21 protein-coding genes are annotated in these 21,213 nt (G+C 69.8%); 9 read left to right on the top strand and 12 right to left on the bottom strand.

The window, feature by feature from the left end; translation table 11 throughout:
* Nucleotides 1-46: 46 nt before the first annotated feature.
* The 3 genes from AAHM41_RS15750 to AAHM41_RS15740 are packed head-to-tail and all read right to left on the bottom strand — an operon-like array spanning nucleotide 47 to nucleotide 2,252.
* Nucleotides 47-550 (bottom strand): universal stress protein, encoded by a 504-nt coding sequence (locus tag AAHM41_RS15750; protein WP_342237507.1) that lies wholly within the window; start codon nucleotides 548-550, stop codon nucleotides 47-49.
* Between the two features lie 25 nt (nucleotides 551-575).
* Nucleotides 576-1,328 (bottom strand): TIGR02186 family protein, encoded by a 753-nt coding sequence (locus tag AAHM41_RS15745; RefSeq protein WP_342237506.1) that lies wholly within the window; start codon nucleotides 1,326-1,328, stop codon nucleotides 576-578.
* Between the two features lie 3 nt (nucleotides 1,329-1,331).
* Nucleotides 1,332-2,252, bottom strand: a complete 921-nt coding sequence (locus AAHM41_RS15740; protein WP_342237505.1) for a sulfite exporter TauE/SafE family protein — start codon at nucleotides 2,250-2,252, stop codon at nucleotides 1,332-1,334.
* A 239-nt stretch (nucleotides 2,253-2,491) separates the two neighbouring features.
* Here AAHM41_RS15740 and AAHM41_RS15735 point away from each other — a divergent pair, with 239 nt between their 5' ends.
* Nucleotides 2,492-3,679 (top strand): efflux RND transporter periplasmic adaptor subunit, encoded by a 1,188-nt coding sequence (locus AAHM41_RS15735; protein ID WP_342237504.1) that lies wholly within the window; start codon nucleotides 2,492-2,494, stop codon nucleotides 3,677-3,679.
* Nucleotides 3,680-3,704: 25 nt separating this feature from the next.
* The gene (locus AAHM41_RS15730) at nucleotides 3,705-6,821 is read left to right on the top strand and encodes an efflux RND transporter permease subunit (RefSeq protein ID WP_342237503.1); all 3,117 of its coding nucleotides are present in this window, start codon (nucleotides 3,705-3,707) and stop codon (nucleotides 6,819-6,821) included.
* On the opposite strand, the gene AAHM41_RS15725 is transcribed toward AAHM41_RS15730, so the two are convergent.
* Nucleotides 6,767-7,273 carry a GNAT family N-acetyltransferase gene (locus AAHM41_RS15725; RefSeq protein WP_342237502.1) on the bottom strand — a complete coding sequence of 169 codons (507 nt, stop codon included), beginning with the start codon at nucleotides 7,271-7,273 and terminating at the stop codon, nucleotides 6,767-6,769. The two genes, AAHM41_RS15730 and AAHM41_RS15725, sit on opposite strands and share 55 nt — an antisense overlap.
* A gap of 102 nt (nucleotides 7,274-7,375) precedes the next feature.
* On the opposite strand from AAHM41_RS15725, the gene AAHM41_RS15720 reads away from it, so the two are divergent.
* Nucleotides 7,376-8,242 carry an alpha/beta fold hydrolase gene (locus tag AAHM41_RS15720; protein ID WP_342237501.1) on the top strand — a complete coding sequence of 289 codons (867 nt, stop codon included), beginning with the start codon at nucleotides 7,376-7,378 and terminating at the stop codon, nucleotides 8,240-8,242.
* 39 nt (nucleotides 8,243-8,281) lie between these two features.
* Here the strand turns inward: AAHM41_RS15720 and AAHM41_RS15715 are convergent, their stop codons facing one another.
* The 5 genes from AAHM41_RS15715 to AAHM41_RS15695 all read right to left on the bottom strand — a co-directional run bounded on the left by AAHM41_RS15715 (nucleotide 8,282) and on the right by AAHM41_RS15695 (nucleotide 14,085).
* Nucleotides 8,282-9,682, bottom strand: a complete 1,401-nt coding sequence (locus tag AAHM41_RS15715; RefSeq protein ID WP_342237500.1) for a CehA/McbA family metallohydrolase — start codon at nucleotides 9,680-9,682, stop codon at nucleotides 8,282-8,284.
* A complete protein-coding gene (locus AAHM41_RS15710; RefSeq protein WP_342237499.1) occupies nucleotides 9,679-10,782 on the bottom strand; it encodes an ABC transporter ATP-binding protein in 1,104 nt (367 codons plus the stop codon). Before AAHM41_RS15710 ends, AAHM41_RS15715 begins: the two co-directional genes overlap by 4 nt.
* A 16-nt stretch (nucleotides 10,783-10,798) precedes the next feature.
* Nucleotides 10,799-11,623, bottom strand: a complete 825-nt coding sequence (locus AAHM41_RS15705; protein WP_342237498.1) for a carbohydrate ABC transporter permease — start codon at nucleotides 11,621-11,623, stop codon at nucleotides 10,799-10,801.
* Nucleotide 11,624: 1 nt separating this feature from the next.
* A complete protein-coding gene (locus AAHM41_RS15700) occupies nucleotides 11,625-12,539 on the bottom strand; it encodes a carbohydrate ABC transporter permease (protein ID WP_342237497.1) in 915 nt (304 codons plus the stop codon).
* Nucleotides 12,540-12,732: 193 nt separating this feature from the next.
* A complete protein-coding gene (locus AAHM41_RS15695; RefSeq protein WP_342237496.1) occupies nucleotides 12,733-14,085 on the bottom strand; it encodes an extracellular solute-binding protein in 1,353 nt (450 codons plus the stop codon).
* A gap of 238 nt (nucleotides 14,086-14,323) precedes the next feature.
* Between AAHM41_RS15695 and AAHM41_RS15690 the strand changes: the two genes are divergently transcribed.
* Together AAHM41_RS15690 and AAHM41_RS15685 are read left to right on the top strand one after the other, a co-directional pair.
* Complete coding sequence (locus AAHM41_RS15690; RefSeq protein ID WP_342237495.1) at nucleotides 14,324-15,370, top strand: LacI family DNA-binding transcriptional regulator; 1,047 nt, start codon at nucleotides 14,324-14,326, stop codon at nucleotides 15,368-15,370.
* Between the two features lie 26 nt (nucleotides 15,371-15,396).
* Nucleotides 15,397-17,355 carry a DUF5054 domain-containing protein gene (locus AAHM41_RS15685; RefSeq protein WP_342237494.1) on the top strand — a complete coding sequence of 653 codons (1,959 nt, stop codon included), beginning with the start codon at nucleotides 15,397-15,399 and terminating at the stop codon, nucleotides 17,353-17,355.
* 7 nt (nucleotides 17,356-17,362) lie between these two features.
* Here AAHM41_RS15685 and AAHM41_RS15680 read toward each other — a convergent pair whose 3' ends face one another.
* Nucleotides 17,363-17,587 (bottom strand): DUF1127 domain-containing protein, encoded by a 225-nt coding sequence (locus AAHM41_RS15680; RefSeq protein WP_342237493.1) that lies wholly within the window; start codon nucleotides 17,585-17,587, stop codon nucleotides 17,363-17,365.
* Nucleotides 17,588-17,762: 175 nt separating this feature from the next.
* Here AAHM41_RS15680 and AAHM41_RS15675 point away from each other — a divergent pair, with 175 nt between their 5' ends.
* The 3 genes from AAHM41_RS15675 (at nucleotide 17,763) to AAHM41_RS15665 (ending at nucleotide 19,541) form a co-directional block, all read left to right on the top strand.
* Nucleotides 17,763-18,560 carry an AraC family transcriptional regulator gene (locus AAHM41_RS15675; RefSeq protein ID WP_342237492.1) on the top strand — a complete coding sequence of 266 codons (798 nt, stop codon included), beginning with the start codon at nucleotides 17,763-17,765 and terminating at the stop codon, nucleotides 18,558-18,560.
* A 117-nt stretch (nucleotides 18,561-18,677) separates the two neighbouring features.
* On the top strand, nucleotides 18,678-19,100 hold the full coding sequence (locus AAHM41_RS15670; RefSeq protein ID WP_342237491.1) for a lysozyme inhibitor LprI family protein: 423 nt from the start codon (nucleotides 18,678-18,680) through the stop codon (nucleotides 19,098-19,100).
* Between the two features lie 18 nt (nucleotides 19,101-19,118).
* Complete coding sequence (locus tag AAHM41_RS15665; protein WP_342237490.1) at nucleotides 19,119-19,541, top strand: GFA family protein; 423 nt, start codon at nucleotides 19,119-19,121, stop codon at nucleotides 19,539-19,541.
* 7 nt (nucleotides 19,542-19,548) lie between these two features.
* Here AAHM41_RS15665 and AAHM41_RS15660 read toward each other — a convergent pair whose 3' ends face one another.
* Nucleotides 19,549-19,965, bottom strand: coding sequence for a DUF2000 domain-containing protein (locus AAHM41_RS15660; RefSeq protein WP_342237489.1), 417 nt, complete (start codon nucleotides 19,963-19,965; stop codon nucleotides 19,549-19,551).
* A gap of 129 nt (nucleotides 19,966-20,094) precedes the next feature.
* Here AAHM41_RS15660 and AAHM41_RS15655 point away from each other — a divergent pair, with 129 nt between their 5' ends.
* Nucleotides 20,095-20,559: an Lrp/AsnC family transcriptional regulator gene (locus AAHM41_RS15655; RefSeq protein WP_342237488.1), complete on the top strand. Its 465-nt coding sequence runs from the start codon at nucleotides 20,095-20,097 to the stop codon at nucleotides 20,557-20,559.
* Nucleotides 20,560-20,563: 4 nt separating this feature from the next.
* On the opposite strand, the gene AAHM41_RS15650 is transcribed toward AAHM41_RS15655, so the two are convergent.
* Nucleotides 20,564-21,130: a helix-turn-helix domain-containing protein gene (locus AAHM41_RS15650; RefSeq protein WP_342237487.1), complete on the bottom strand. Its 567-nt coding sequence runs from the start codon at nucleotides 21,128-21,130 to the stop codon at nucleotides 20,564-20,566.
* Between the last annotated feature and the right edge of the window lie 83 nt (nucleotides 21,131-21,213).

Raw genomic sequence — 21,213 nt, 5'->3', positions numbered from 1 at the left:
GCGGGATGGCGCCGTCAAGCCGCCGGCCATGCGGAAGAGGCGCGCGTCAGCTCAGGGCGTCGATCGCGTCGGTCGTCAGATGGCCCGGCACGATGGTCAGCGGGATTCGCAGCTTGCCGATGGCGCGGCTGCTGGTCAGGTACTGGATCAGCGGGCCGGGGCCGGCGGAGGAGGCGGTGTCGGCGCCCAGCACCAGCACCGAGATCGACGGCTCCTCGGCGATCAGGGCCATCAGCTCGTCGCGGGCGGCACCTTCACGGATATGCAGGATCGGGATGGTGCCGGTCAGCTGGTTGACCTCGCGCGCCACCCGCTGCAGCCGCTGCTCGGCCTCGTGCCGGGCCTCCTCGCGCAGCACGTCCTCGATCGCGCCCCAATGCTGGATCTCGCTGGGGCTGATGACGTGCAGCAGCGCCACCCGGCCGCCGGTGTGCTGGGCCCGGCGGCAGGCATAGCGCAGCGCCGCCCGCCACTCCTCGGTGTCGTCGACGACGACGAGGAAGATGCGCGGCAGCTCCTGTTTGGGGGTCTCTGGGGCGTTGTCGGTCATGGCACCCTCAACAGATGGGAAGGGATCAGGCGCGGCGGAAGACGACGCTCGCCAGCCAGCCGGAGGCGACGGCGACGATGATGGCGGCCAGCCCGTACAGCGCCGGCTCGCTCTGCGCGAACTCGTAGATCTCGGCGCCCATCCCGACCTTGCCGACGATCAGCGGCGTGGTCTGGGCGTCGACCACCTGGCCGCCGCGGAACAGATAGGTCTCGACCTGGTACTGGCCGGTCGGGACATTGGCCGGGAACTCGATCCGGGTCCGGAACAGCCGGCCGCCGAGGAAGCTGATCTGGCCGGTCTCGACGACGTAGAGGCCGCCGCGCTGCAGGCCGCGGATCAGCGCGTCGCGGAAGGCGGCAATGGTTTCGGGCCCGGCCTCGCGGTCGTCGTCGCTCACCGCCAGCTGCAGGTATTTCAGGCCGATGCCGGCGCGCTCCAGCACCGGCGGCGGCGCCAGCTGCTCCAAGGGCTTGCTCGAGGCCACGGCGTAGAAGCCGGGCACCCCGTTGAACTTCATGCTGGCATGGTTCAGCCAGACCCCGGCGACGCGGTCCTTCTCGCGCACCGTGGCCCGGTCGGCCGGGCCGCGCACCACCACCGCCACGTCGCCCTCGCCCTCGGTGGCGCCGAACAGCAGGACCTTGGTGCCGGTGAAGCCGGTGTTGATGGCAATGACGTGGTCGGACAGGTCGGCCACCAGGTCCTGGGCGGCGCCGGGTCGGCAGAAGGTCAGCGCCGCGGCCCAGATGGCGACGGCCAAGAGGAGGCGCGGCACGGCTCAGCCCCCCCGGCGCATGGCGACGGTGAACAGGTCGGCGGGCGTGCCGATCAGGTCGAAGCCGACCTTGATGCAGATGATCAGCACCAGCGTGGCCAAGAGGGCGCGGGCCTGGTCGCCGCGCAGCCGGCCGCTGGCATGGGTGCCGAACTGGGCGCCGATCACGCCGCCGGCCAGCAGCAGCAGGGCCAGCAGCACGTCGACCGTCTGGTTCTGGAAGGCCTGCAGGAAGCAGACCAGGGCGGTGGTGAAGATGATCTGGAACAGCGAGGTGCCGGCCACCAGCGAGGCCGGCATGCCCAGCAGGTAGATCATCGCCGGCACCAGGATGAAGCCGCCGCCGATGCCCATGATCGCGGTCAGGAAGCCGCCTAGCGCGCCGATCGCGATCGGCGCCAGGGCGCTGATGTACAGCCGCGACTTCGGGAACCGAGTCTTGAACGGCAGGCCGTGGAACCAGCCGTGCTTGTGCAGCTTGCGCCGCTGCCCGGGCGATCGGCGGCGGCGCAGCATCGACCGCAGGCTCTCGACCAGCATCAGCGCGCCGACCGTGCCCAGGAACAGCAGGTAGAACAGGTTGATGGCGAGGTCGATCTGGCCCAGCAGCTGCAGCAGGCTGAACAGCCGCACCCCCAGCACGCTGCCGATCACGCTGCCGGCCAGCAGCACCAGCCCCATCTTCAGGTCGACATTGCCGCGCCGCAGATGCGCCAGCATGCCGGAGACGCTGGCCGCGACCAGCTGGTTGGCCTGGGTGCCGACCGCGACCGCGGGCGGGATGCCGATGAAGATCAAGAGCGGCGTCATCAGGAAGCCGCCGCCGACGCCGAACAGGCCGGACAGGAACCCGACGAGACCACCCATGCCGAGAATCAGCAGGGCGTTCACCGAGACCTCGGCGATCGGCAGATAGACTTGCATGACGCGGGTCCCGTCCAGTCCCAGCCGCACCTTAGTCGGTGAACGGGGCAATGCGAAGGGCGATGGTGGCCCCCGCCGGCGGGTTGCGAGCGGCGCATGGAGGGGTCGGTTACATATGACGTACACGCATGTATGTTTCCGATCATGTCAACTGTAACAGTCTGGTGTATGGTGGCGCGCCTCTCGATTCACAGCGCGGCCCGGCAACGATCTGCTGCGGCCAGGGAGACGGTTCCCCCATGATTCTCCGCTTCTTTCTGGTCGGGATCGGCCTGATCGTCGTCGTCGGCGCGCTTGTCGGCATGAACGTGATGCGCGACCAGGGCGTGGCGGCGTTCTTTGCCGGCCAGCAGATGCCGCCGGTGGCGATCTCCGCCACCAAGGCCGAGGCGAAGACCTGGACCGACTACCTCGAGGGCATCGGCAGCGTCTCCGCGGTCGAGGGCATCGAACTCGCCTCCGAGGTCGCGGGCACGGTCAAGTCGATCGACTTCAAGCCGAACGACACGGTCAGCGCCGGGCAGCGGCTGGTGCAGCTGGACGATTCGATCGACCAGGCGGATGTGCGGCTGTACCAGGCCGCGATGGACCTGGCGAAGCGGGTCCTGGACCGGGTGTCGTCGCTGCGGTCGCGCGGCAATGCCCCGCAGGCCGACCTCGACTCCGCCAATGCCGAGCTGTTGAAGGCCCAGGCGCAAATCGCCCGTGCCCAGGCGACGATCGACAAGAAGGCGGTGATGGCGCCCTTCGCCGGCATCGTCGGCATCCGCAAGATCGACATCGGCCGCTACGTCGCCCCCGGCGATGCGCTGGTGACGCTGCAGCGCCTGGACCAGGTCTATGCCGACTTCACCCTGCCGGAGCAGGCGTTCAGCCGCATCAGCCACGGCCAGAAGGTGGAGGTGCGGGCCGACGCCTTCCCGGACGAGGTGTTCCGCGGCGAGGTCAGCGGCATCGAGCCGGTGGTCGACTCGGCCAGCCGCATGGTCAAGGTGCGGGCCACCATCGACAATCCCGACCTCAAGCTGCGCCCCGGCTTCTTCGCCAATGTCCGGCTGATCCTGCCGGAGCGGCCGAACGTCGTGACCGTGCCGCAGACCGCGATCACCTTCAGCCTCTATGGCGACACCGTCTTCGTGATCCGCGAGAAGCAGGCCGAGGCCGGCCAGCAGCAACCGGCGGAGAAGCCGGCCGCCTCCGGCGATGCCGGCAAGGGCGGGAGCCAGCCGCCGGCCGGGCCGCAGCTGATGGTCGAGCAGATCTTCGTCCGGGTCGGCAAGCGCCAGGGCAACATCGCCGAGATCGTCGAGGGGGTGAAGGCGGGCGACCAGGTCGTCACCTCCGGCCAGCTCAAGCTGCAGAACGGCTTCCCGGTGGTGATCGACAACTCGGTCGACCCCACGCGTCCGCCGCAGGCCGGGTCCTAGGCCCGGCCGGGAAGGGGGAAACGCCGTGAACTTCACCTCGATCTTCATCCGCCGGCCGGTGCTGGCCTCGGTGGTCAGCCTGCTGATCCTGCTGCTCGGCCTGCAGGGTTTGGCCACCCTGCCGGTGCGCCAGTTCCCGAAGACCGAGGAGACGGTGATCACCATCACCACGGCCTATCCGGGGGCCAGCGCCGACCTGATGCAGGGGTTCATCACCACCCCGATCGCCCAGTCGGTGGCCAGCACGGAAGGGCTGGACTACGTCACCTCCTCCTCGGTCCAGGGCGTCAGCACCGTGTCGGTGCACATGAAGCTGAACGCCAACCCGGACGCGGCGCTGACCGAGGTGCTGACCAAGGTGCAGCAGGTCCGCAACGACCTGCCGGACGAATCGAAGGACCCGGTGGTGGTCAAGGGCACCGGGCAGGAGATCGCGATCCAGTACATCGCGCTGGACAGCGACCGGATGTCGCCGGAGGAGGTGACCGAATACATCACCCGGGTGGTGCAGCCGCAGCTGTCGACCACCGAGGGCGTGGCCGAGGCCGAGATCCTGGGCGCCAAGAGCTTCGCCATGCGGGTCTGGGTCGACCCGATCCGGCTGGCCGCGCGCATGGTGACGGCGGCCGACGTGGTGACGGCGATCCGGGCCAACAACTTCCAGTCGGCGCCGGGGCGCACCGAGGGCGAGCTGGTCACCTTCGCCATCCGCACCGACACCACTTTGCGCACGGCCGAGGCCTTCGGCGACCTGGTGGTGCGGTCGGACGGGTCGAACATCGTCCGGCTGAAGGACGTGGCCCGGGTCGAGCTGGGCAGCGAGAGCTACGACGCCCGCGTCACCTTCAACGGGCGCGAGGCGATCTTCATCGCCATCAACCCGACGCCCGCGGCCAACCCGCTGACCACGGCGGCCAATGTGCGCGCGGCGATGGTCGACATCGAGCGCCAGATGCCGGAGGGCATGCGCGGCGAGATCGTCTACGACGCCACCGAATTCATCGAATCCTCGATCTGGGAGGTCGGCAAGACCATCCCCGAGGCGGTGGCGATCGTGGTTGTCGTTATCCTGCTGTTCCTCGGCTCGTTCCGCGCCGTCGTCATCCCGGTCGTCACCATCCCGCTGTCGCTGATCGGCGTGCTGTTCTGCCTCTACGCGCTCGGATACTCGATCAACACGCTGACCCTCCTGGCCATGGTGCTGGCGATCGGCCTGGTGGTCGACGACGCCATCGTCGTGGTCGAGAACATCCACCGCCATATCGAGGAGGGGCTGACGCCCAGGCAGGCGGCGCTGAAGGGGGCGGCGGAGATCGCCGGGCCGGTGGTGTCGATGACCATCACCCTGGCCGCGGTCTATGTGCCGATCGGCTTCGCCACCGGCCTGACCGGGGCGCTGTTCCGCGAATTCGCCTTCACCCTGGCCGGCGCCGTCATCATCTCCGGCATCGTCGCGCTGACCCTGTCGCCGATGATGACCAGCAAGATGCTGAAGCCGCATGGCGCCGGCGTCGGCCGGTTCCAGCGCGTGGTCGACCGCTTCTTCACCGGGCTGCAGAACTGGTACCACCGGCGGCTGCACAACTCGCTGAACTACCGGCCGGTGACGGTGTTCCTGGCGGTCGTGCTGCTTGCCGCCTCGGCCTTCCTGTTCTGGAAGACGCCGAGCGAGCTGGCGCCGAAGGAGGATCAGGGCTTCGTGTTCATGATCCTCGAGGGCCCGCGCTACGCCAATCTCGAATACATGAACCGGTTCAGCGACAAGCTGATCAAGGACCTGCAGACGGTGCCGGAGCACGACGCGATCTTCGCGGTCAACGGCGCCGGCTCGCTGGCGTCCGGCTTCGGCGGCATGACCTTCAAGCCCTGGGGTGAGCGCACCCGCAGCGGCGCCGAGATCGAGGCCCAGGTCCAGGGCATCGTCGGCAACATCGCCGGGGTCGAGGGCTTCGCCACCTCGCCGCCGGCCCTGCCGGGCTCCGGCGGCGGCCCGCCGGTGCAGTTCGTGATCAAGGCCCCGGGCTCGCCCCAGCTGGTCTACGAGATGGCGCAGCAGATCGCCAACGAGGCGCGGCAGAGCGGCATGTTCCTGTTCGCCAACGCCACCCTGGCTTTCGACCGGCCGGAGCTGTCGGTCGAGATCGACCGCAACAAGGCGGCGGCGCTGGGCATCAACATGGACGACATCGGCACCACGCTGAACGTCATGCTGGGCGGCAACGACATCGGCCGGTTCGACCGCGACAACCGCAGCTACAAGGTGATCCCGCAGGTCGCGCAGGAAAGCCGGCTGAACCCGGAGGAGCTGAACAAGTACTTCATCCGCACCGCCGGCGGCGACCTGATCCCGCTGTCCTCGGTGGTGACGCTGAAGACCCAGGCGACGGCGAATTCCTACACCCAGTTCAACCAGCTCAACAGCTCGACCATCCAGGCGGTGCCGACGCCGGTGATCGTCACCCTCGGCCAGGCGCTGACCTTCCTGCAGCAGACCGCGGACCGCATCCTGCCGCGCGGCATGTCCTACGACTATGAAGGCGACTCGCGGCAGTACATCACCGAGGGCAACACGGTGATGATCGCCTTCGCCTTCGCGGTGATCGTGATCTTCCTGGTGCTGGCGGCGCAGTTCGAGAGCTTCCGCGACCCGCTGATCATCATGATGTCGGTGCCGCTGTCGATCTTCGGCGCCCTGGCGGCGTTGAATGTCGGCGCCATCCTGGCGGGCTTCGGCCTGAACATCGCCGGGGCCAGCATCAACATCTACACCCAGATCGGGCTGATCACCCTGGTCGGGCTGATCACCAAGCACGGCATCCTGATGGTGGAGTTCGCCAACAAGCTGCAGGAGGATCAGGGGCTGGCGCGGCGCGAGGCGATCGAGCAGGCGGCGGCGATCCGCCTGCGGCCGATCCTGATGACCACGGCGGCGATGGTGCTGGGCGTGGTGCCGCTGCTCTACGCCACCGGCGCCGGCGCCGCGGCGCGCTTCTCGATCGGGCTGGTGATCGCGTCCGGCATGTCGATCGGCACGCTGTTCACCTTGTTCGTGGTGCCGATGGTCTACACCTATCTCGCCCGCGACCATCACCGCGTGGTCGAGGAGGACGAGCCGCCGGCCCATCCGAAGCCGGCGGAGTAGGCGGGCACCAGCTCCTTCCGCATCTCGCAGGCGGGGGCGAGGTCGGTCATGACCGTGCCAACGGCCCGGAACCCGCAGCGTTCGTAGAAGGCCTGCGCCCGTTCGCCGGCGATCACATGCAGCGAACGGGTGCCGAGCGCCTTGGCCCGCCGCTCGGCCTCGGCCACCAGCCGGGTGCCCACGCCGCAGCGCCAGCATGCGGGGTCGACGAACAGATCCTCCAGCTCGGCCTCGCCGTCGCCGCGCGGCAGCACGGTGGCGAAGCCGACGATCCTGCCGGCCCGCTCGGCGACGATCACCGAGGACAGGTGCTCCGCCGGAACCTGCCGCGCCTCGGGCAGCGCCCGCAATTCCTCGACATGGTCGCCCCAGGCCAGCGAGGCGCGCAGCTTGAGCGCCCCGAGCGTATCCCGGTCTTCTCGTCGTGCCGGGCGGATGCGGATCGTCATCATGCGACTCTCAAAATTTCGCGCGCACCGTGTCGGATCGGTGGCGGGTTGCTTCGTCTTATCGACAGCGTCAGCGAAACCGCACGCGTTGGAGAGGAAAACCCCATGATCCGCACCGTCCTGATGGCCGCGGCCCTGCTCGTCGCCGGTCCCGCCTTTGCCGAAAGCCCGCCGGCGGGCGCCCGCGTCGAGGTCAACGGCATGCAGGTCTACTACGAAATCTCCGGCAACGGCGACCCGCTGGTCGTGCTGCACGGCGCCTATATGAACATCCCGTCGATGGGCGCGATCATCCCGAAGCTGGCCGAGACCCACAAGGTCTACGCGCTCGAGTTCCAGGGCCACGGCCGCACCACCGACATCGGCCGGCCGATCACCTACCCCGCCCTGGCCGACGACGTGGCCGCCTTCATGGATGCGGTGGGCCTGCGGAAGGCCGACGTGTTCGGCTATTCGATGGGCGCCGCCGCCGGGCTGCAGCTGGCGATCCGCCACCCGGACAAGGTGAACAAGCTCGTCGCCGCCTCGGTCGCCTACGACGCCCAGGGCTGGCAGCCGGCGTTCCGGGAATTCATCCCGCAGATGACGGTGGAGATGTTCGTCGGCATGCCGGTGTTCGCCGAGGCGTACCGCAAGCTCGCCGCCAACCCCGACGGCTTCCCCGAGCTGGTCCGCAAGCTGATCGCGCTGGAGAAGGAGCCGATGGCGTGGGAGGCGGAGGTCAAGGCGCTGAAGACCCCGATGCTGATCATCACCGGCGACGCCGATGTCGCGACGCTGGAGCATTCGGTGGCGCTGTTCCGGCTGCTCGGCGGCGGTGGCATGGGCGACATGGGCCAGCCGCTGCCGGCCTCGCGCCTCGCCGTGCTGCCGGCGACCTCGCACACCGCCGTGATCGGCCAGACCGAGCTGCTGGTGGCCGTGATCGAGCCCTTCCTGAAGGGTCAGACGCCGAAAGGCATGTTCGAATAGGCAGGTAGGGCGCGGTCGGCAACGACAGGCCCGGCCGCCTCAGCCGACATAGATCGGGTTGCAGAGCGCCCGGCGCAGCGGCTGGGTCGCGATGTCGCCGCGGGTCAGGCCGGCCGGCAGGCTGCGGCCCTCCAGCGCCTGCAGGAACTCGGCCTCGAGCCGCGGGCGGCTGGCGACGGCGACGATCTCGGCGCGCAGGAAGCGGTCGGGCGTCGGCAGGGTCAGCCGGCCGATCCAGTCCTCCGCCGGGATCTCCTGCTCGGCGACCGTACCGCCGGCATCCACCCAGACCAGAAGGTCGCCGGCGGCGCCGCGCACCTCCGCCTCGACGGTCCAGTCGGGGCCGCCGAGACGGGTGCCGCCCATCGGTACGCCGCCGGTGGTGACGGCGAGATGCGGCCCGTCCGGCCCCTCGGTGACATAGCCGCGGCCGGCGCGCAGCGCCCGCAGCACCGCCCTTTCCGACAGCTCCGGCAGCCACAGCGCGGTGGCCGGCCGGCCGAGGCCGAGCGGGCCGGACGGCGCCGGCGTTGCCGGCTGGTGCCAGTCGCTGCCGCCGATCAGGGAGATCCGCCGGCCGGCGCGCAGCCGTTCGTCATAGCGGGCCAGCGAGATCCAGTTGCCGGCGAACCAGTGCGACTGCCAGGCCTCCATGCAGTCCAGCGCCGGCAGATCGTGACGCCACGGGATCGGCGGCTTGTCGTGGTTGATCGACAAGAGGCCGCGGGCGCGGCGCACCGCCCCCGCCAGAAGGTGCGCATCGGCCGGCGCGGTCATGCGGAAGTCGATCCAGTCCTCGGCGCCGAAGACATTGGCGTGGCCCTCGGCGGTGGTGATCTCCTCGCCGCGGATGAAGACCAGGTCCGGGGTGCTGCGCGGCGAGAAATAGCGGCGCTGGGTGGTGGTGTTGTGGTCGGTCACGGCGAGGAAACGCAGCCCGGCCTGCTGCGCCGCCTCGTGCAGCAGCTCCGGCCCGCCCTGGGCGTCGCTGTGATGGGTGTGGCAATGCAGGTCGCCGCGATACCAGCCGGGTGACGGATGGCGTATCTCGGCCGCCGGCTCGGGCGACCAGTCGGGGCGGGGCGCGTCGTCGAGGCGGATGGTCAGCGCCACCTCGGCGCCGCCCGGCGGCACCCGGTACAAGCCGAGCAGGATGGTCCAGGTCCCGGCCGGGATCGGCCCCGGCACATAGCCCGGGGTGGCGTCGTCGGTGGCGACGAAGAAGCCGTCGCGGGCGCCGCCGCTCCAGCCGCGGAAGCCGGCCGGGCTGGGGAAGGCGGTGGCGCGCGGGTCCATCAGGCCGAGGTCGATGATGCAGTCGCCGGCCTTGCCATAGGCCATGGCGACGTCGATTCGGGTGGTGCCGGGCGGGATCTCGACCGGGACCGGGCGGTAGGGACCTTCCGTGGCCGTCACCCGGACGGAGAGAGCCTGGGTCACGGCTCCTCCCGCGGGCCGGGAATGCGGCGCCCCTCGGCGTCGAAGAAGACCGCGTCCTCGGCCCGGAAGCCGAGCCGGACCGAGCGGTCGAGCCGCAGCGGCTCGTCGCCGAAGATCCGGGCGGTGACCCGCCGGTCGCCCGGCAGCAGCACCGTGACCAGGCTCTCCGGCCCCATCCCCTCATTGGCGAAGAGCTCGCCGGAGAGGTGCCAATCGTCACCGCCGATGCGCAGATGCTCCGGCCGGATGCCGAGCGTCAGCCTGGCCCCATGGTGGATCGCCCGGGACAGCGCGTCCCACAGCGGCAGGGGCGGGGCGTCCAGCCCTTCGGCCGCCAGCAACGCCGCGCCGTCATGCAGGATGGCCTCTACCGGCATCAGGTTCATCGGCGGGTTGCCGACGAAGCCGGCGACGAAGGTGGTGGCCGGGCGGCGATAGACCTCGAGCGGCGGGGCGTATTGCACCACCTGCCCCGCCTCCATCACCGCCACCCTTGTGGCCAGCGCCATAGCCTCGGCCTGGTCGTGGGTGACATAGACCGCGGTCATGCCGATGTCGCGCTGCAGGTGGTTGAGGAAGGCCCGTGCCTCCAGCCGCAGCTTGGCGTCGAGGTTCGAGAGCGGCTCGTCGAACAGATAGACCTGGGACGGGTGCACCAAGGCGCGGGCCAGCGAGGCGCGCTGCTGCTGGCCGCCGGAGATCTGCGACGGCAGCCGGTCCAGCAGATGGCCGATCTGCAGGATGTCGGCCACCTCCTGCGTCCGGCCGCGACGGGCCTCGACGGGCGCGCCACGAACCTTCAACGGATAGCCGATGTTCTGGCCCAGCGACATGTGCGGATAGAGGGCATAGTCCTGGAACACCATCGAGAGGTTGCGGTCCCTCGGCGGCTTGCGGGTGACGTCGGCGCCGCCGATCAGGATGCGGCCGGCGGTTGGCTGCTCCAGCCCCGCCACCATGCGCAAAGTCGTGGTCTTGCCGCAGCCGGAGGGCCCGAGCAGGCAGACGAAGTCGCCGTCGCCGATCTCGAGGTCGATGTCGCGCACCACGGTCAGGTCGCCGAAGGTCTTCTCCACGCGCTCCAGGGTCACGGACGCCATGGGGTCTCCCGCTCGCTCACGATTTGATGCCGCCGAAGAACCGGAAGCCGAACTTCCAGCTGACGAAGAGGTAGAGCGCCACCACCGGCGCAGAATAGACCACGGCATAGGCGGAAAGCAGGGTGACCACCGGCGTCCCGGCCTCGGAGTAGTAGGAGTAGATCGCCAGCGCCGCCGGCATCCGGGATTCGCTGCGCAGCAGGACGAAGGGGATCAGGAAGCTGCCCCAGATCTGCACGAAGGCCCAGACGGCGACGACCACGACGCCGGGGCGGATCACCGGCAGGGCGACGTCGAAGAAGGCGCGCAGCGGCGAGGCACCGGCGACCAGCGCCGATTCCTCGTAGGTGCGCGGCAGCCCGTCGATGAAGTCGCGCAGGATGAACATCGCGGTCGGCAAGAGGCCACCGGCGAAGACCAGGATCACGGCGATATGGGTGTCGACCAGGCCGATGGCGCTGACGATCAGGAAGATCGGCACCATGGCGGCGGAGCCGGAGACGACCGAGGAGAACAAGAGCAGCAGGTAGGTGATCGGGCCCTTGCCCGGCACCGGCGCCCGCGACATGGCATAGGCTGCCAGCGTCGCCGCGGCGGTCACCAGGGCGACGCCGCCGACGCTCTGGATCAGGCTGTTCAAGAGCGCCCGCATGGCGAAGCCGTTCTCGAACGCCTTGGCGAAGTTGCCGAAGGTGAACGGGTCCGGCACCGCCAGGCCGAGCTCGGCCCGGGCGTTGAACGGCGCCAGCAGGAACCACAAGAGCGGCAGGGCGAAGACCAGGCCGATCAGCGCCGCCAGGCCGGCGAACAGGATGCGGAGGAGGATGGGGCGCAGCGCCATCTCAATGCTCCGCCGCGGCCTTGCGGCGTCGCGCCAGGCCGAGATAGACCAGCGCGAAGGCCAGGTTGATCAGCATGATGACGACGCCGACCGCGGCGCCGCGGCCGAACTCGAAATGCTTGAAGGCCAGCTGATAGGTGTAGATCGACAGGATCTCGGTGCGGAAGGACGGGCCGCCGCCGGTCAAGAGGAACGGCGTGAACACGTTGAAGGTCCACATCGTCACCAGGATCAGGCCGGTCACGACATGGCCGCGGATCAGCGGCAGGGCGATGTCGCGCAGCTTCTGCCAGGACGAGGCGCCGACGACACTGGCGGTCTCGAAATAGCTCGGCGGGATCGACTGCAGCGCCGAGGAGAACAGCATCATCGAGAAGGCGGTGCCGCGCCAGGTGTTGAACACGACGATCGCCAGGAACGGCATCTCCAAGAGCCAGTCGGGCCGGGGCAGGCCGAGCGTGCCGAGGATGCCGTTCAGCGTGCCGGCGTCGCGGTCGAGATAGGCGAACCAGGCGAAGCCGATCACCACCTCCGGCAGGATCCAGGCCGCCACCACCGCCGCCTGCACCGCCGCCTTCAGGGCCGGCGGAACGTTCTGCAGCAGCCAGGCCAGCAGCAGGCCCAGCAGGGCCTGGCCGATCAGGGCGGAGAGCAGCACGAACTGGACGGTCAGGATCAGCGAGGCGCCGAACTCGCCGGGGGCGAAGACCGAGCCGCCGTCGAACAGCGAGGTGTAGTTCTGCAGCCCAACGAAATCCGGGTGCAGCGCGGTGCGGCCCAGCAGGGTGCGGTTGGTGAAGCTGACCGCGATGATCCAGAAGAACGGCACGACGACGAACAGCCCGACCAGCACCCCGGCCGGCACCATGAACGCGGCCCCCGACCGGGCGGAGAGCAAGGTGGGGCGGTTCTCCACTATTCTCCCCTCGCGGGGTCAGGGCATCCAGATATCGCCTTCTTTGAGTCCCCCCTCCCCCTGCCCCCCTCCCGCAAGGGGAGAGGGGACTTGAAAAAGCTCGTTTCGCCGATGTGTGAGGCCGGCAACCCGCAAGGGGAGGGGAAAGTCAAAAGGCGGGCGGTGACGCTTGCCGGCATTCCAGGCACCATCCTCAGCCCTTGCTGACGGTGTTGGCGTCGCCGACGATCTTCTTCACGGCGGCGCCGTAGCGGGCCATCGCCTCCTCCGGCGTGGCGGTGCCGGAGACCACGGCCTCGGTCATGCGCTGCAGCTCGGCCGAGACTTTCTCGTAGTTCGGGTCGTTCGGCCGGGCCGTGGTGATCGGCATCAGCGCCTTGGCGGTGTCCTGCAGGAAGGCGGAGTTCGGCACCGGCACGTCGTCGCGGATGCGGATCCGCTCCTCGAAGCCCTGATAGGCGGTCAGCGCCGGCTGGCTGTTCATGAAGGCCAGCAGCGCCCAGGCCTGCTTCGGGTGCTGCGTGTTCGGGTTCAGCACGAAGCCGGTGCCGCCGGAGATGGTGACGAAGTCGCGGCCGTCCAGCCCGCGCCCCGCCGCCTCGGCCGGGATCTTGGCCCAGCCCATGGTCTTGTCGCGGTCGGCGACGGCGAACTCGCTGCCCGGCGCGGTGACCGAGCGGTAGAACCAGTCGCCCTCGACCAGCATCGCCGTCTTGCCGTCGCGGAAATTGGCGAAGCTGCGGTTGCGGCCGTCGGCCAGCAGCTGGGCGCGCTGGTCGCCCAGCTTCTCGTCGACATAGATGGTCTTGTACAGCTTCAGCGCCGCCAGGATCGCCGGGCTGCCGGTGATCCACTTGCCGTCCTTGTCCTGCAGCGCCTCGCCGGCACCGAGCAGCAGGGGGTAGTAGCCCTGCATGGTGGTGGCCTCGCCCATCGAGACCCCGGCGTTGATCTGCAGCGGGAAGCTGTCCGGATCGGCCTTCTTCAGGGCGCGCGCGGCGGCCAGCAGCTCGTCCCAGCTGGCCGGCTGCCAGTCCTCGGCCTTCAGCCCGGCCTTCGCGAACACGTCGCGGCGGTAGAAGATGACGCGGACATCGGTGCCCTCGGCCAGGCCGAAGCGCTTGCCCTGGTAGGACATCAGCGCCTGGGCGCCGGCCGAGATGTGCGGCCAGCCGTCCCAGCCGTCGACCTCGGAGCCGGCGATCTCGTCGAGCGGCTTGAGGAGCCCGCCCTCGACGAAGCTCGGGATCAGGAAGCCGTCGAAGCTGGAGACGTCGGCCCCGGCACCGGTGGAGAAGTCCAGCGCCAGCTGCTGCGTCAGCTGCTCATCGGTGCCGCCGAAGCTCTTCAGCGTCACGGTGTTGCCGGCCCCAGCGGGGGTCTTGGCGAATTCGGGAATGACCCAGGTCTTGATCCAGGTGGCCAGCTCGGTGTTGACGCCGCCCTCGACGCAGCGGCAGACGATCGACAGGTCGGCGGCTTGTGCCGGCGCGCCCCAGGACAGGAGCAGGCCGGCGGCGAGAATCCCCAGGCGATGTGCGGTCATGCGCTGTGCCCTCCCATGGCGGCGCATCCTTCAGGCGGGATGCAGCTTCGGGCAGAAGTGAACACGCTTTCAGTTTTCCGTCAATCGCGATCGCTTTGATCTCCCGGATGTCGCTGCGGCCTATCCGGAAGCCGTTCAGAAGCGAGGGATTCAGCCGACTTCCCGCGCAACCGCGCTTGACAGCCCAGGATCGTCTGCCCAGTGTGGATGAAAGCGATTTCAGTTGGTTGAGGCGCAGGTGGCACGAGAGGACCAGCCCAGGGGACAATCCATCGCCGAGATCGTGGCGGACCGGGCGAAGGTGTCGCGCGCCGCGGTGTCCCGGGCGTTCAACCCGAAGGCGCCGCTGCGGGCCGACAAGCGCGCGCTGGTGCTGCGCATCGCCGAGGAGATGAACTACATCCCCAACATGGCCGGCCGGGCGCTGGCCACGCAGCGGTCGCATCTGGTCGGCGTGATCGTGCCGCATGTCTGCAGCCCCTGGGAAAGCCTGGAGATCGATGCGCTGACCACGGCGCTGCAGGACCGCGGCTTCGCCACGCTGCTGTTCAAGACCCGGATCGACCGCAGCCTGGACCCGAAGCTTCTGTCCTATATGCGGGCCTACAACCCGGACAGCGTGGTGGTGTTCACCGAGAACGTGCCGCCCGACCAGCTGCACCGCGCCTTCGACCAGGCGGTGCCGGTCTATGTCGACTATCCGAACGAGGCGACCGACCCGGGTCCGCTGCCGGAATCGGGGATGCACCGGTTCGACTGCCTGCGCGTGCTGCAGCGCGACGGCATCGAGCAGGCGGTGGCCCTCCTGTCCGGCTTCGGCCGCCGGCGCTTTGCCTATCTGGCCGGCAACCCCAAGGCCCAGGCCAACACGGCGCGGCTGCGCACGCTGCAGCAAGTGCTGGCGGCGCGCGGCCTGCCGCCGGCCGCGGTGGTGGAGGGCGATTTCAGCTACCAGCGCGGCCACGACGCCACCATCGAGCTGTTCCGCGGCGGGCCGGGCGCCGACGCGGTGTTCGCCGCCAACGACGTCAGCGCCTTCGGCGCGCTCGACGCGCTGCGCCACGCCCTCGGCCGGAAGGTGCCGGAGGAGGTCAGCGTCGTCGGCTTCGACGACATCGACCAGGCCGCCTGGCGCAGCTACGACCTCACGACCATCAAGATCGATGTGGAGGAGCGGGTGGCCGCGCTGGTGCGGCTGATCCTGCAGCGCCTGCAGAACCGCGCCGCCCCGCCGCTGGTCGAGACGATCCGCACCAAGCTGGTCGTCCGCGGCACCGTGGGCTGACCCCTCACGCCATCATGGATGAGACGATGACCGGCCGGACGATTCACCTCGTCTTCAAGACGCATCTGGACATCGGCTTCACCCAGCTGGCCGAGACGGTGCGGCGGGAATACCACGAGGTGTTCATCCCGCGCGCGATCGACACCGGCGAGCACTTCTTCGCCGAGGATCCGGCACAGCGCATGTTCGTCTGGACCACCGGCGCCTGGCTGATCTGGGACCATCTCGAGACCCAGCCGCGCGACCAGGTGCGGCGGCTGGAGCGGGCGATCGAGCGCGGCCTGATCCGCTGGCATGGCCTGCCCTTCACCACCCACACCGAGCTGATGTCGCCGGCGCTGTTCCGGGCCGGCCTGTCCTATGCGCAGGCGCTGGACCGCCGCTTCGGCACCAGCACCATCGCCGCCAAGATGACCGACGTGCCGGGCCATCCGCTGGGCATCGTGCCGATCCTGGCCGAGGCCGGCATCCGCTTCCTGCACATCGGCGTCAACTCGGCCTCGACCCTGCCGGAGGTGCCGCCGCTGTTCCGCTGGCGCGCGCCGTCGGGCGAGGAGGTGCTGGTGGCGTATCAGAGCAGCTACGGCGCCACCTTCTTCCCCGAGGGAATGGACCAGGGGCTGAGCTTCGCCCACACCTCGGACAATGTCGGGCCGCAGGGCGTCTCGGCGGCGGCGGAATGCCATCGCGAGTTGCGGGCGGCGAATCCCGGCGCCGCGGTCCGGGCCTCGACCCTGGACGATTTCGCCGCCGCGATCTGGCCGCAGCGCGAGCGCTTCCCGGTGGTCGACCGCGAGATCGGCGACAGCTGGATCCATGGCAGCGCCAGCGATCCGGACAAGACCGCTCGGTTCCTGGCGCTGCAGCGGGTCTATGACCGCTTCGCGGAGGAGGGGCTGGACGCGAGTCGGTTGGCCTTCGGCCGGCGCCTGGCGATGGTCGCCGAGCACACCTGCGGCGTCGACGTGAAGACCTTCCTGCGCGATGAGGACGCCTGGGACCGGCCGGAGTTCGAGGCGGCGCGGCGACTGGACCCGCGCTTCCGCTTCACCGAAAGCTCCTGGGCCGAGCAGCGCGGATATCTCGATGCGGCCGTGGAGGCACTGTCCCCGGCCGATCGGATGGCGGCGGAACAGGCGCTGGCCGAGCTGCGGCCGGGCGACCCGGTCGCGGCGGACGCGCCGGCGGCCGGAGCCGTCGAGGTCCGGGCCGGAGACTGGCGGCTGGATGTCGACGGCACGACCGGGGCCATCGCCAGGCTCACGGCGCCGGATGGCCGGACGCTGGAGGGGATCGGCGGCAGCCTGATCGCCTATGGCTATGAGAGCTATGACGCGGCCGATGTCGCCGCCCATATGCTGGGCTATCTGACGCAGCGGATCGAATGGGCGCTGCTGGACCACGGCAAGCCGGGGCTGGAGCGGGCGCGGACCGCGCGCTCCGCCGCCTGGCGGCCGCGCCTGGCCGGGCTGGCGCAGGATGGATCGGGAACCACGCTGCTGCTGGAGCTGCCGACGGAGGCGCATGGCGTGTTCGGCGCGCCGCGGCGGGCGGAGCTGCGGATCGCAGCGGCCGAAGACGGGCTCGACCTCGTCCTGGTGCTGCGCGACAAGCCGGCGAACCGGATGCCGGAGGCGAGTTTCCTGGGCTTCACCCCGGCCGGAATCGAGGGCTGGGACTTCCGCAAGATGGGGCTGTGGCAGCCGGCCGGCCGCATCACGCCCAGGGGCGGCGGCCAGCTGCAGGCCGTGTCCGGCATCCGCGGCCGGCTGGCGGAGGGCGGCACCGCCCTGCTGCAATCGCCCGACGCGCCGCTGGCGGCCCCGGCCGCCTCGCCCTTCATGCCCTTCGCCCCCGGCCTGCCGGATTTCTCCGGCGGCGTGCGGATCAACCTGCACAACAACAAATGGGGCACCAACTTCCCGATGTGGTGCGAGGGCACGCTGCAGTTCCGCTTCCGGCTGCGATTGGCCGGCCGCGGCTGAGGCCCGGTCACCGCGAGTTGCGGTAAGCGTCGCGGACGGCGGACCCGACCTGGTCGCGGCGGACGCCCATATCGGCCAGCAGGTGGTCGCTGAGCGCCAGCAGCTTCGCCGTGTCGCGCCGGATCCGCAGCCGAAGCCCGACCCAGGCGATGGCGCGGGCGGCGGTCGTCGTCAGCAACGCCGGCCGGGTGGCCGGTGCCCGCGACTCGCGCGGTGAAACGATCATGGTCATCTCGGATCTCCTTTGGATGCCGATCCTCACGCTGCCCTGGTCGGGCGGGGGATCGCTGTCACCGGCGTCACACTAGGTCCAAGATCGATTTTCGTGTTAGCGCCACTCCGTCGACTTGTGTATTTGAGTCGCCAGCCCCTGGCGCTATCGGCCGGAGTTCTGTATCCGAGTCGCCATGATCCATCCGGACAATCTGGTCCATCCCGATCTCGACCGGCCGGCGGCGGAGGACTATCCGGCCCCCGTCCTCACCTTCGCCGGCGAGGTCGAAACCGGGCTGCATTTCCAGGCGCACAGCCACCGCTGGGCCCAGCTGTTCCACATCGTCTCCGGCTCGGTGACGGTGGAGACCGCGCGCGGCAGCTTCGTGGTGCCGCCGGAGCGGGCGCTGTGGATCCCGCCGGACGTGCCGCACGCCGTCACCTATCTGCAGCGTTCGGCGCTGCGCTACCTGTTCCTGCGGCCCGAGGCGGTGCGGCACCTGCCGCGCGACCCGTCGGTGATCCGGCTGTCGCCGCTGCTGCGCGAGCTGGTGCTGGCGCTGCTGGGCTATCCGCGCGATGCCGCGACCGGCGGCCCGGCGGGGCGGATCGTCGGCGTCATCCTCGACCAGCTGGTGACCGAGCCGATCGCGCCGCTGCACCTGCCGATGCCGCAATCCGCCCGGCTGCGGCGGGCCGTGGCCGATCTGGCGGCCGACCCGGCGCGGACCGACGACCTGGCCGAGGTGGCACAGCGGGCGGCGCTGTCGGAGCGGTCCTTCGAGCGGCACTTCCGGTCCGAGACCGGCCTCAGCTTCCGCGCCTGGCGGCGCCAGGCCCGGCTGTTGAAGGCGGTGGAGTGGCTGTCGCTCGGCGCCCCGGTCGGCGAGGTCTCCGACCGGCTCGGCTATGAGGGGCCGAGCGCCTTCGTCGCCGGCTTCCGCAAGGCCTTCGGCGTCACCCCCGGCCGCTATTTCGCGGATGGTGACTGAGCCGGCGGGCCGATCGATGTTTCCGCCATGGCGGACTCCCTGTTGGCAGTTCGCGTTGGAAGCCGCTACGACTCCGGCATGACAGCAGAATTTCTGCCGAGGATGGGGAGATCGTCGATGCGTGCTTCACTCGCCGGCCTCGTCGCCCTGCTGGCGGTTGCGGCCGTCGCCGGCCCGACCCGCGCACGGGCCGATGACTGCGACAACGCCCAGGCCGGCCAGGCGGATCTGAACGAATGCTACGGCAAGGCGTTCAAGGTGTCGGATGCCGAGCTGAACAGGCTCTACAAGGAGATCACGGGCCGGCTGAAGGACGATCCGGACACGACCAGGTTGCTGGTGGCGACGCAGCGGACCTGGGTGTCCTTCCGCGACGCCGAATGCGACTTCCAGACGTCCGCCGTCGCGGGCGGCACCGCCGCCCCGATGATCCATGCGATGTGCCTGGACGGCCAGACCAAGAGCCGGATCGAGGACTTCAAGGCCTACCTCAACTGCGAGGAAGGCGACATGAGCTGCCCGGTCCCGGCGGCGAACTGACGGTCCATGGGAGACGCGATGGCCGGAACGCCCCTCACCGGCGGCTGCCAATGCGGCCGGGTGCGCTACGAGCTCACCGGCTCGCCGCTCGGCCTGTATGTCTGCCACTGCCGCGAATGCCGGAAGCAGTCGGCCTCGGCCTTCGGGATCTCGGCGTTCTTCCGCAGCGCCGACCTTCGCCTGCTCGGCGGCACGCCCAGCCGCTGGTCGCGGCCGGCGAAATCGGGGTGGACGATCGTCTCCTTCTTCTGCCCGACCTGCGGATCGCGCCTCTGGGACGGCGACAAGGACCGGGAGGACGAGGTCTGCATCAAGGGAGGCTCCCTCGACGAGCCCCTGGACCTCAGCGACGCCGTCCACATCTGGACCAGCCGGGCCTTGCCCGGCGTGACCATCCCTGAGCACGCCCGGCGATGGCCGGAGGACCCGGACCAGGCGTGAGGCAGGGCTAGCGCAGCAGCTTCAGCGAGCCGGTCAGCGACTTGACCCATTTCGCCGGGCCGGCGAGGCCCAGCCCGTCGATCGCCTCCTCGCCCAGGTCGCGGCCGGGGAAGGCGGCCTCGTATTCGGTATAGGCGTGCAGCGACCGGGCGAAGGCCGGGAACGGCACCACGGCCCGCTCGCCCGGCTGCGAGAGCGCCTTCAGCAGCAGCGCCCGGATCGCCGCCGCATCGGCCTGCAGCACCGGCACCGGCTGGTTCGAGCTGATGTCGATGGTGCGGTCGTGGCGGTCGGTCAGCTGCCGCGCCGCCAGGGCGGGCAGCCGGGCCCCGAGGCCGATGGCGATGGCGCCGGCAGTGTTGGCGATCAGCCCGAGCGGCAGGTCGGGGTTCACGACGATGGCGAGGCGGAGATCCTGGGTCATGGCGGCTTTCACGGATGCTGTCTGCACGGCAGGATACCTCCCGCGGGCCGGTCGATCCTGCCTATCCTTGCGCCGTCTGCCCGGTTTCCTGGTAGGATCTACCGGGACGAATCCTCTCCAAGGTAGATCATGCTCGAGCCGGTCGATCTCCGCATCCTGGCCGCCCTGCAGCAGGACGGCCGGCTGACCAACCAGGCGCTGTCGGCCGAGGTCGGGCTGTCGACCTCGCCCTGCTGGCGCCGGGTCCGCCAGCTGGAGGAGGACGGCGTCATCCAGGGCTATGCGGCGCTGCTGGACCGGCGCCGGATCGGCCTCGGCGTGCTCGCCTTCATCCGGGTCAGGATCGACAGCCACAGCGCGGCGGAGGCTGAGGAGTTCTCCGAGAGCGTCCAGCAGCTGCCGGAGGTGGTCGCCTGCTACAGCATCGCCGGCGATTCGGACTTCCTGCTGCAGGTCGTCGCCCCGGACCTCGACAGCTATGCCGACTTCGCCATGGCGGTGGTGCGCCGGCTGCCGGGGATCAAGGAGATGCAGACCATGTTCGTGCTGAAGGAGATCAAGCCGTTCAAGGGCTTCCCGCTGGACAAGGCCTGAGGCGTCACGGCTGGCGCAGGACCACGACGGCGTAGGTGCAGGGGCGATCGCTCTCGTTCCGGAAGATGCAGTCGACCGGCGGGCCGAGCTCGAGGCAGTCGCCTGCCTGCATCTCGTGCCGCGCCGCGCCCTCGACGAAGACCAGCGCACCCTCGAGCACCCAGATCAGCTGGCGCTGGAAGGCATAGGCCGAGGCCGGCATCGGCACCTCCCGCCCGGCCGGCAGCTCGATCCGCACGAGGTCGAGCGGCAGGTCGGTGCGCGGCGAGACGTGCCGGCGCAGATAGCCGGTCTGCGGGTCGGTCCACACCGGCTGGTCGGCCCGCCGCGACAGCCGTCCCTGCTGCATCTCGGCCCGTGCCATCAGCGTCGACATGCTGAGGCCGAAGGCGCCGGAGAGCTTGCCGAGCAGGCTGGCCGTCGGGCTGCTCTCGCCGCGCTCCACCTTGAACACCATGGCGCGGGAGACCGAGGCGCGGGCGGCGAGGTCGGAGAGGGACCAGCCGCGGCTCTCACGCTCGATCCGGATGCGGGCGCCGATGCGCCGGTCGATGCCGTTGGAGCTCACCATGCCTGCTACTATAGTGGACCATATGAGCAATGCGTATCACTAAAATGGACAGCGCCACGGGGCAGCCATATCTAGGGCTGTCC

The organism is Inquilinus sp. OTU3971, from assembly GCF_038440215.1.
This window is presented reverse-complemented; position numbering and strand designations above follow the sequence as displayed.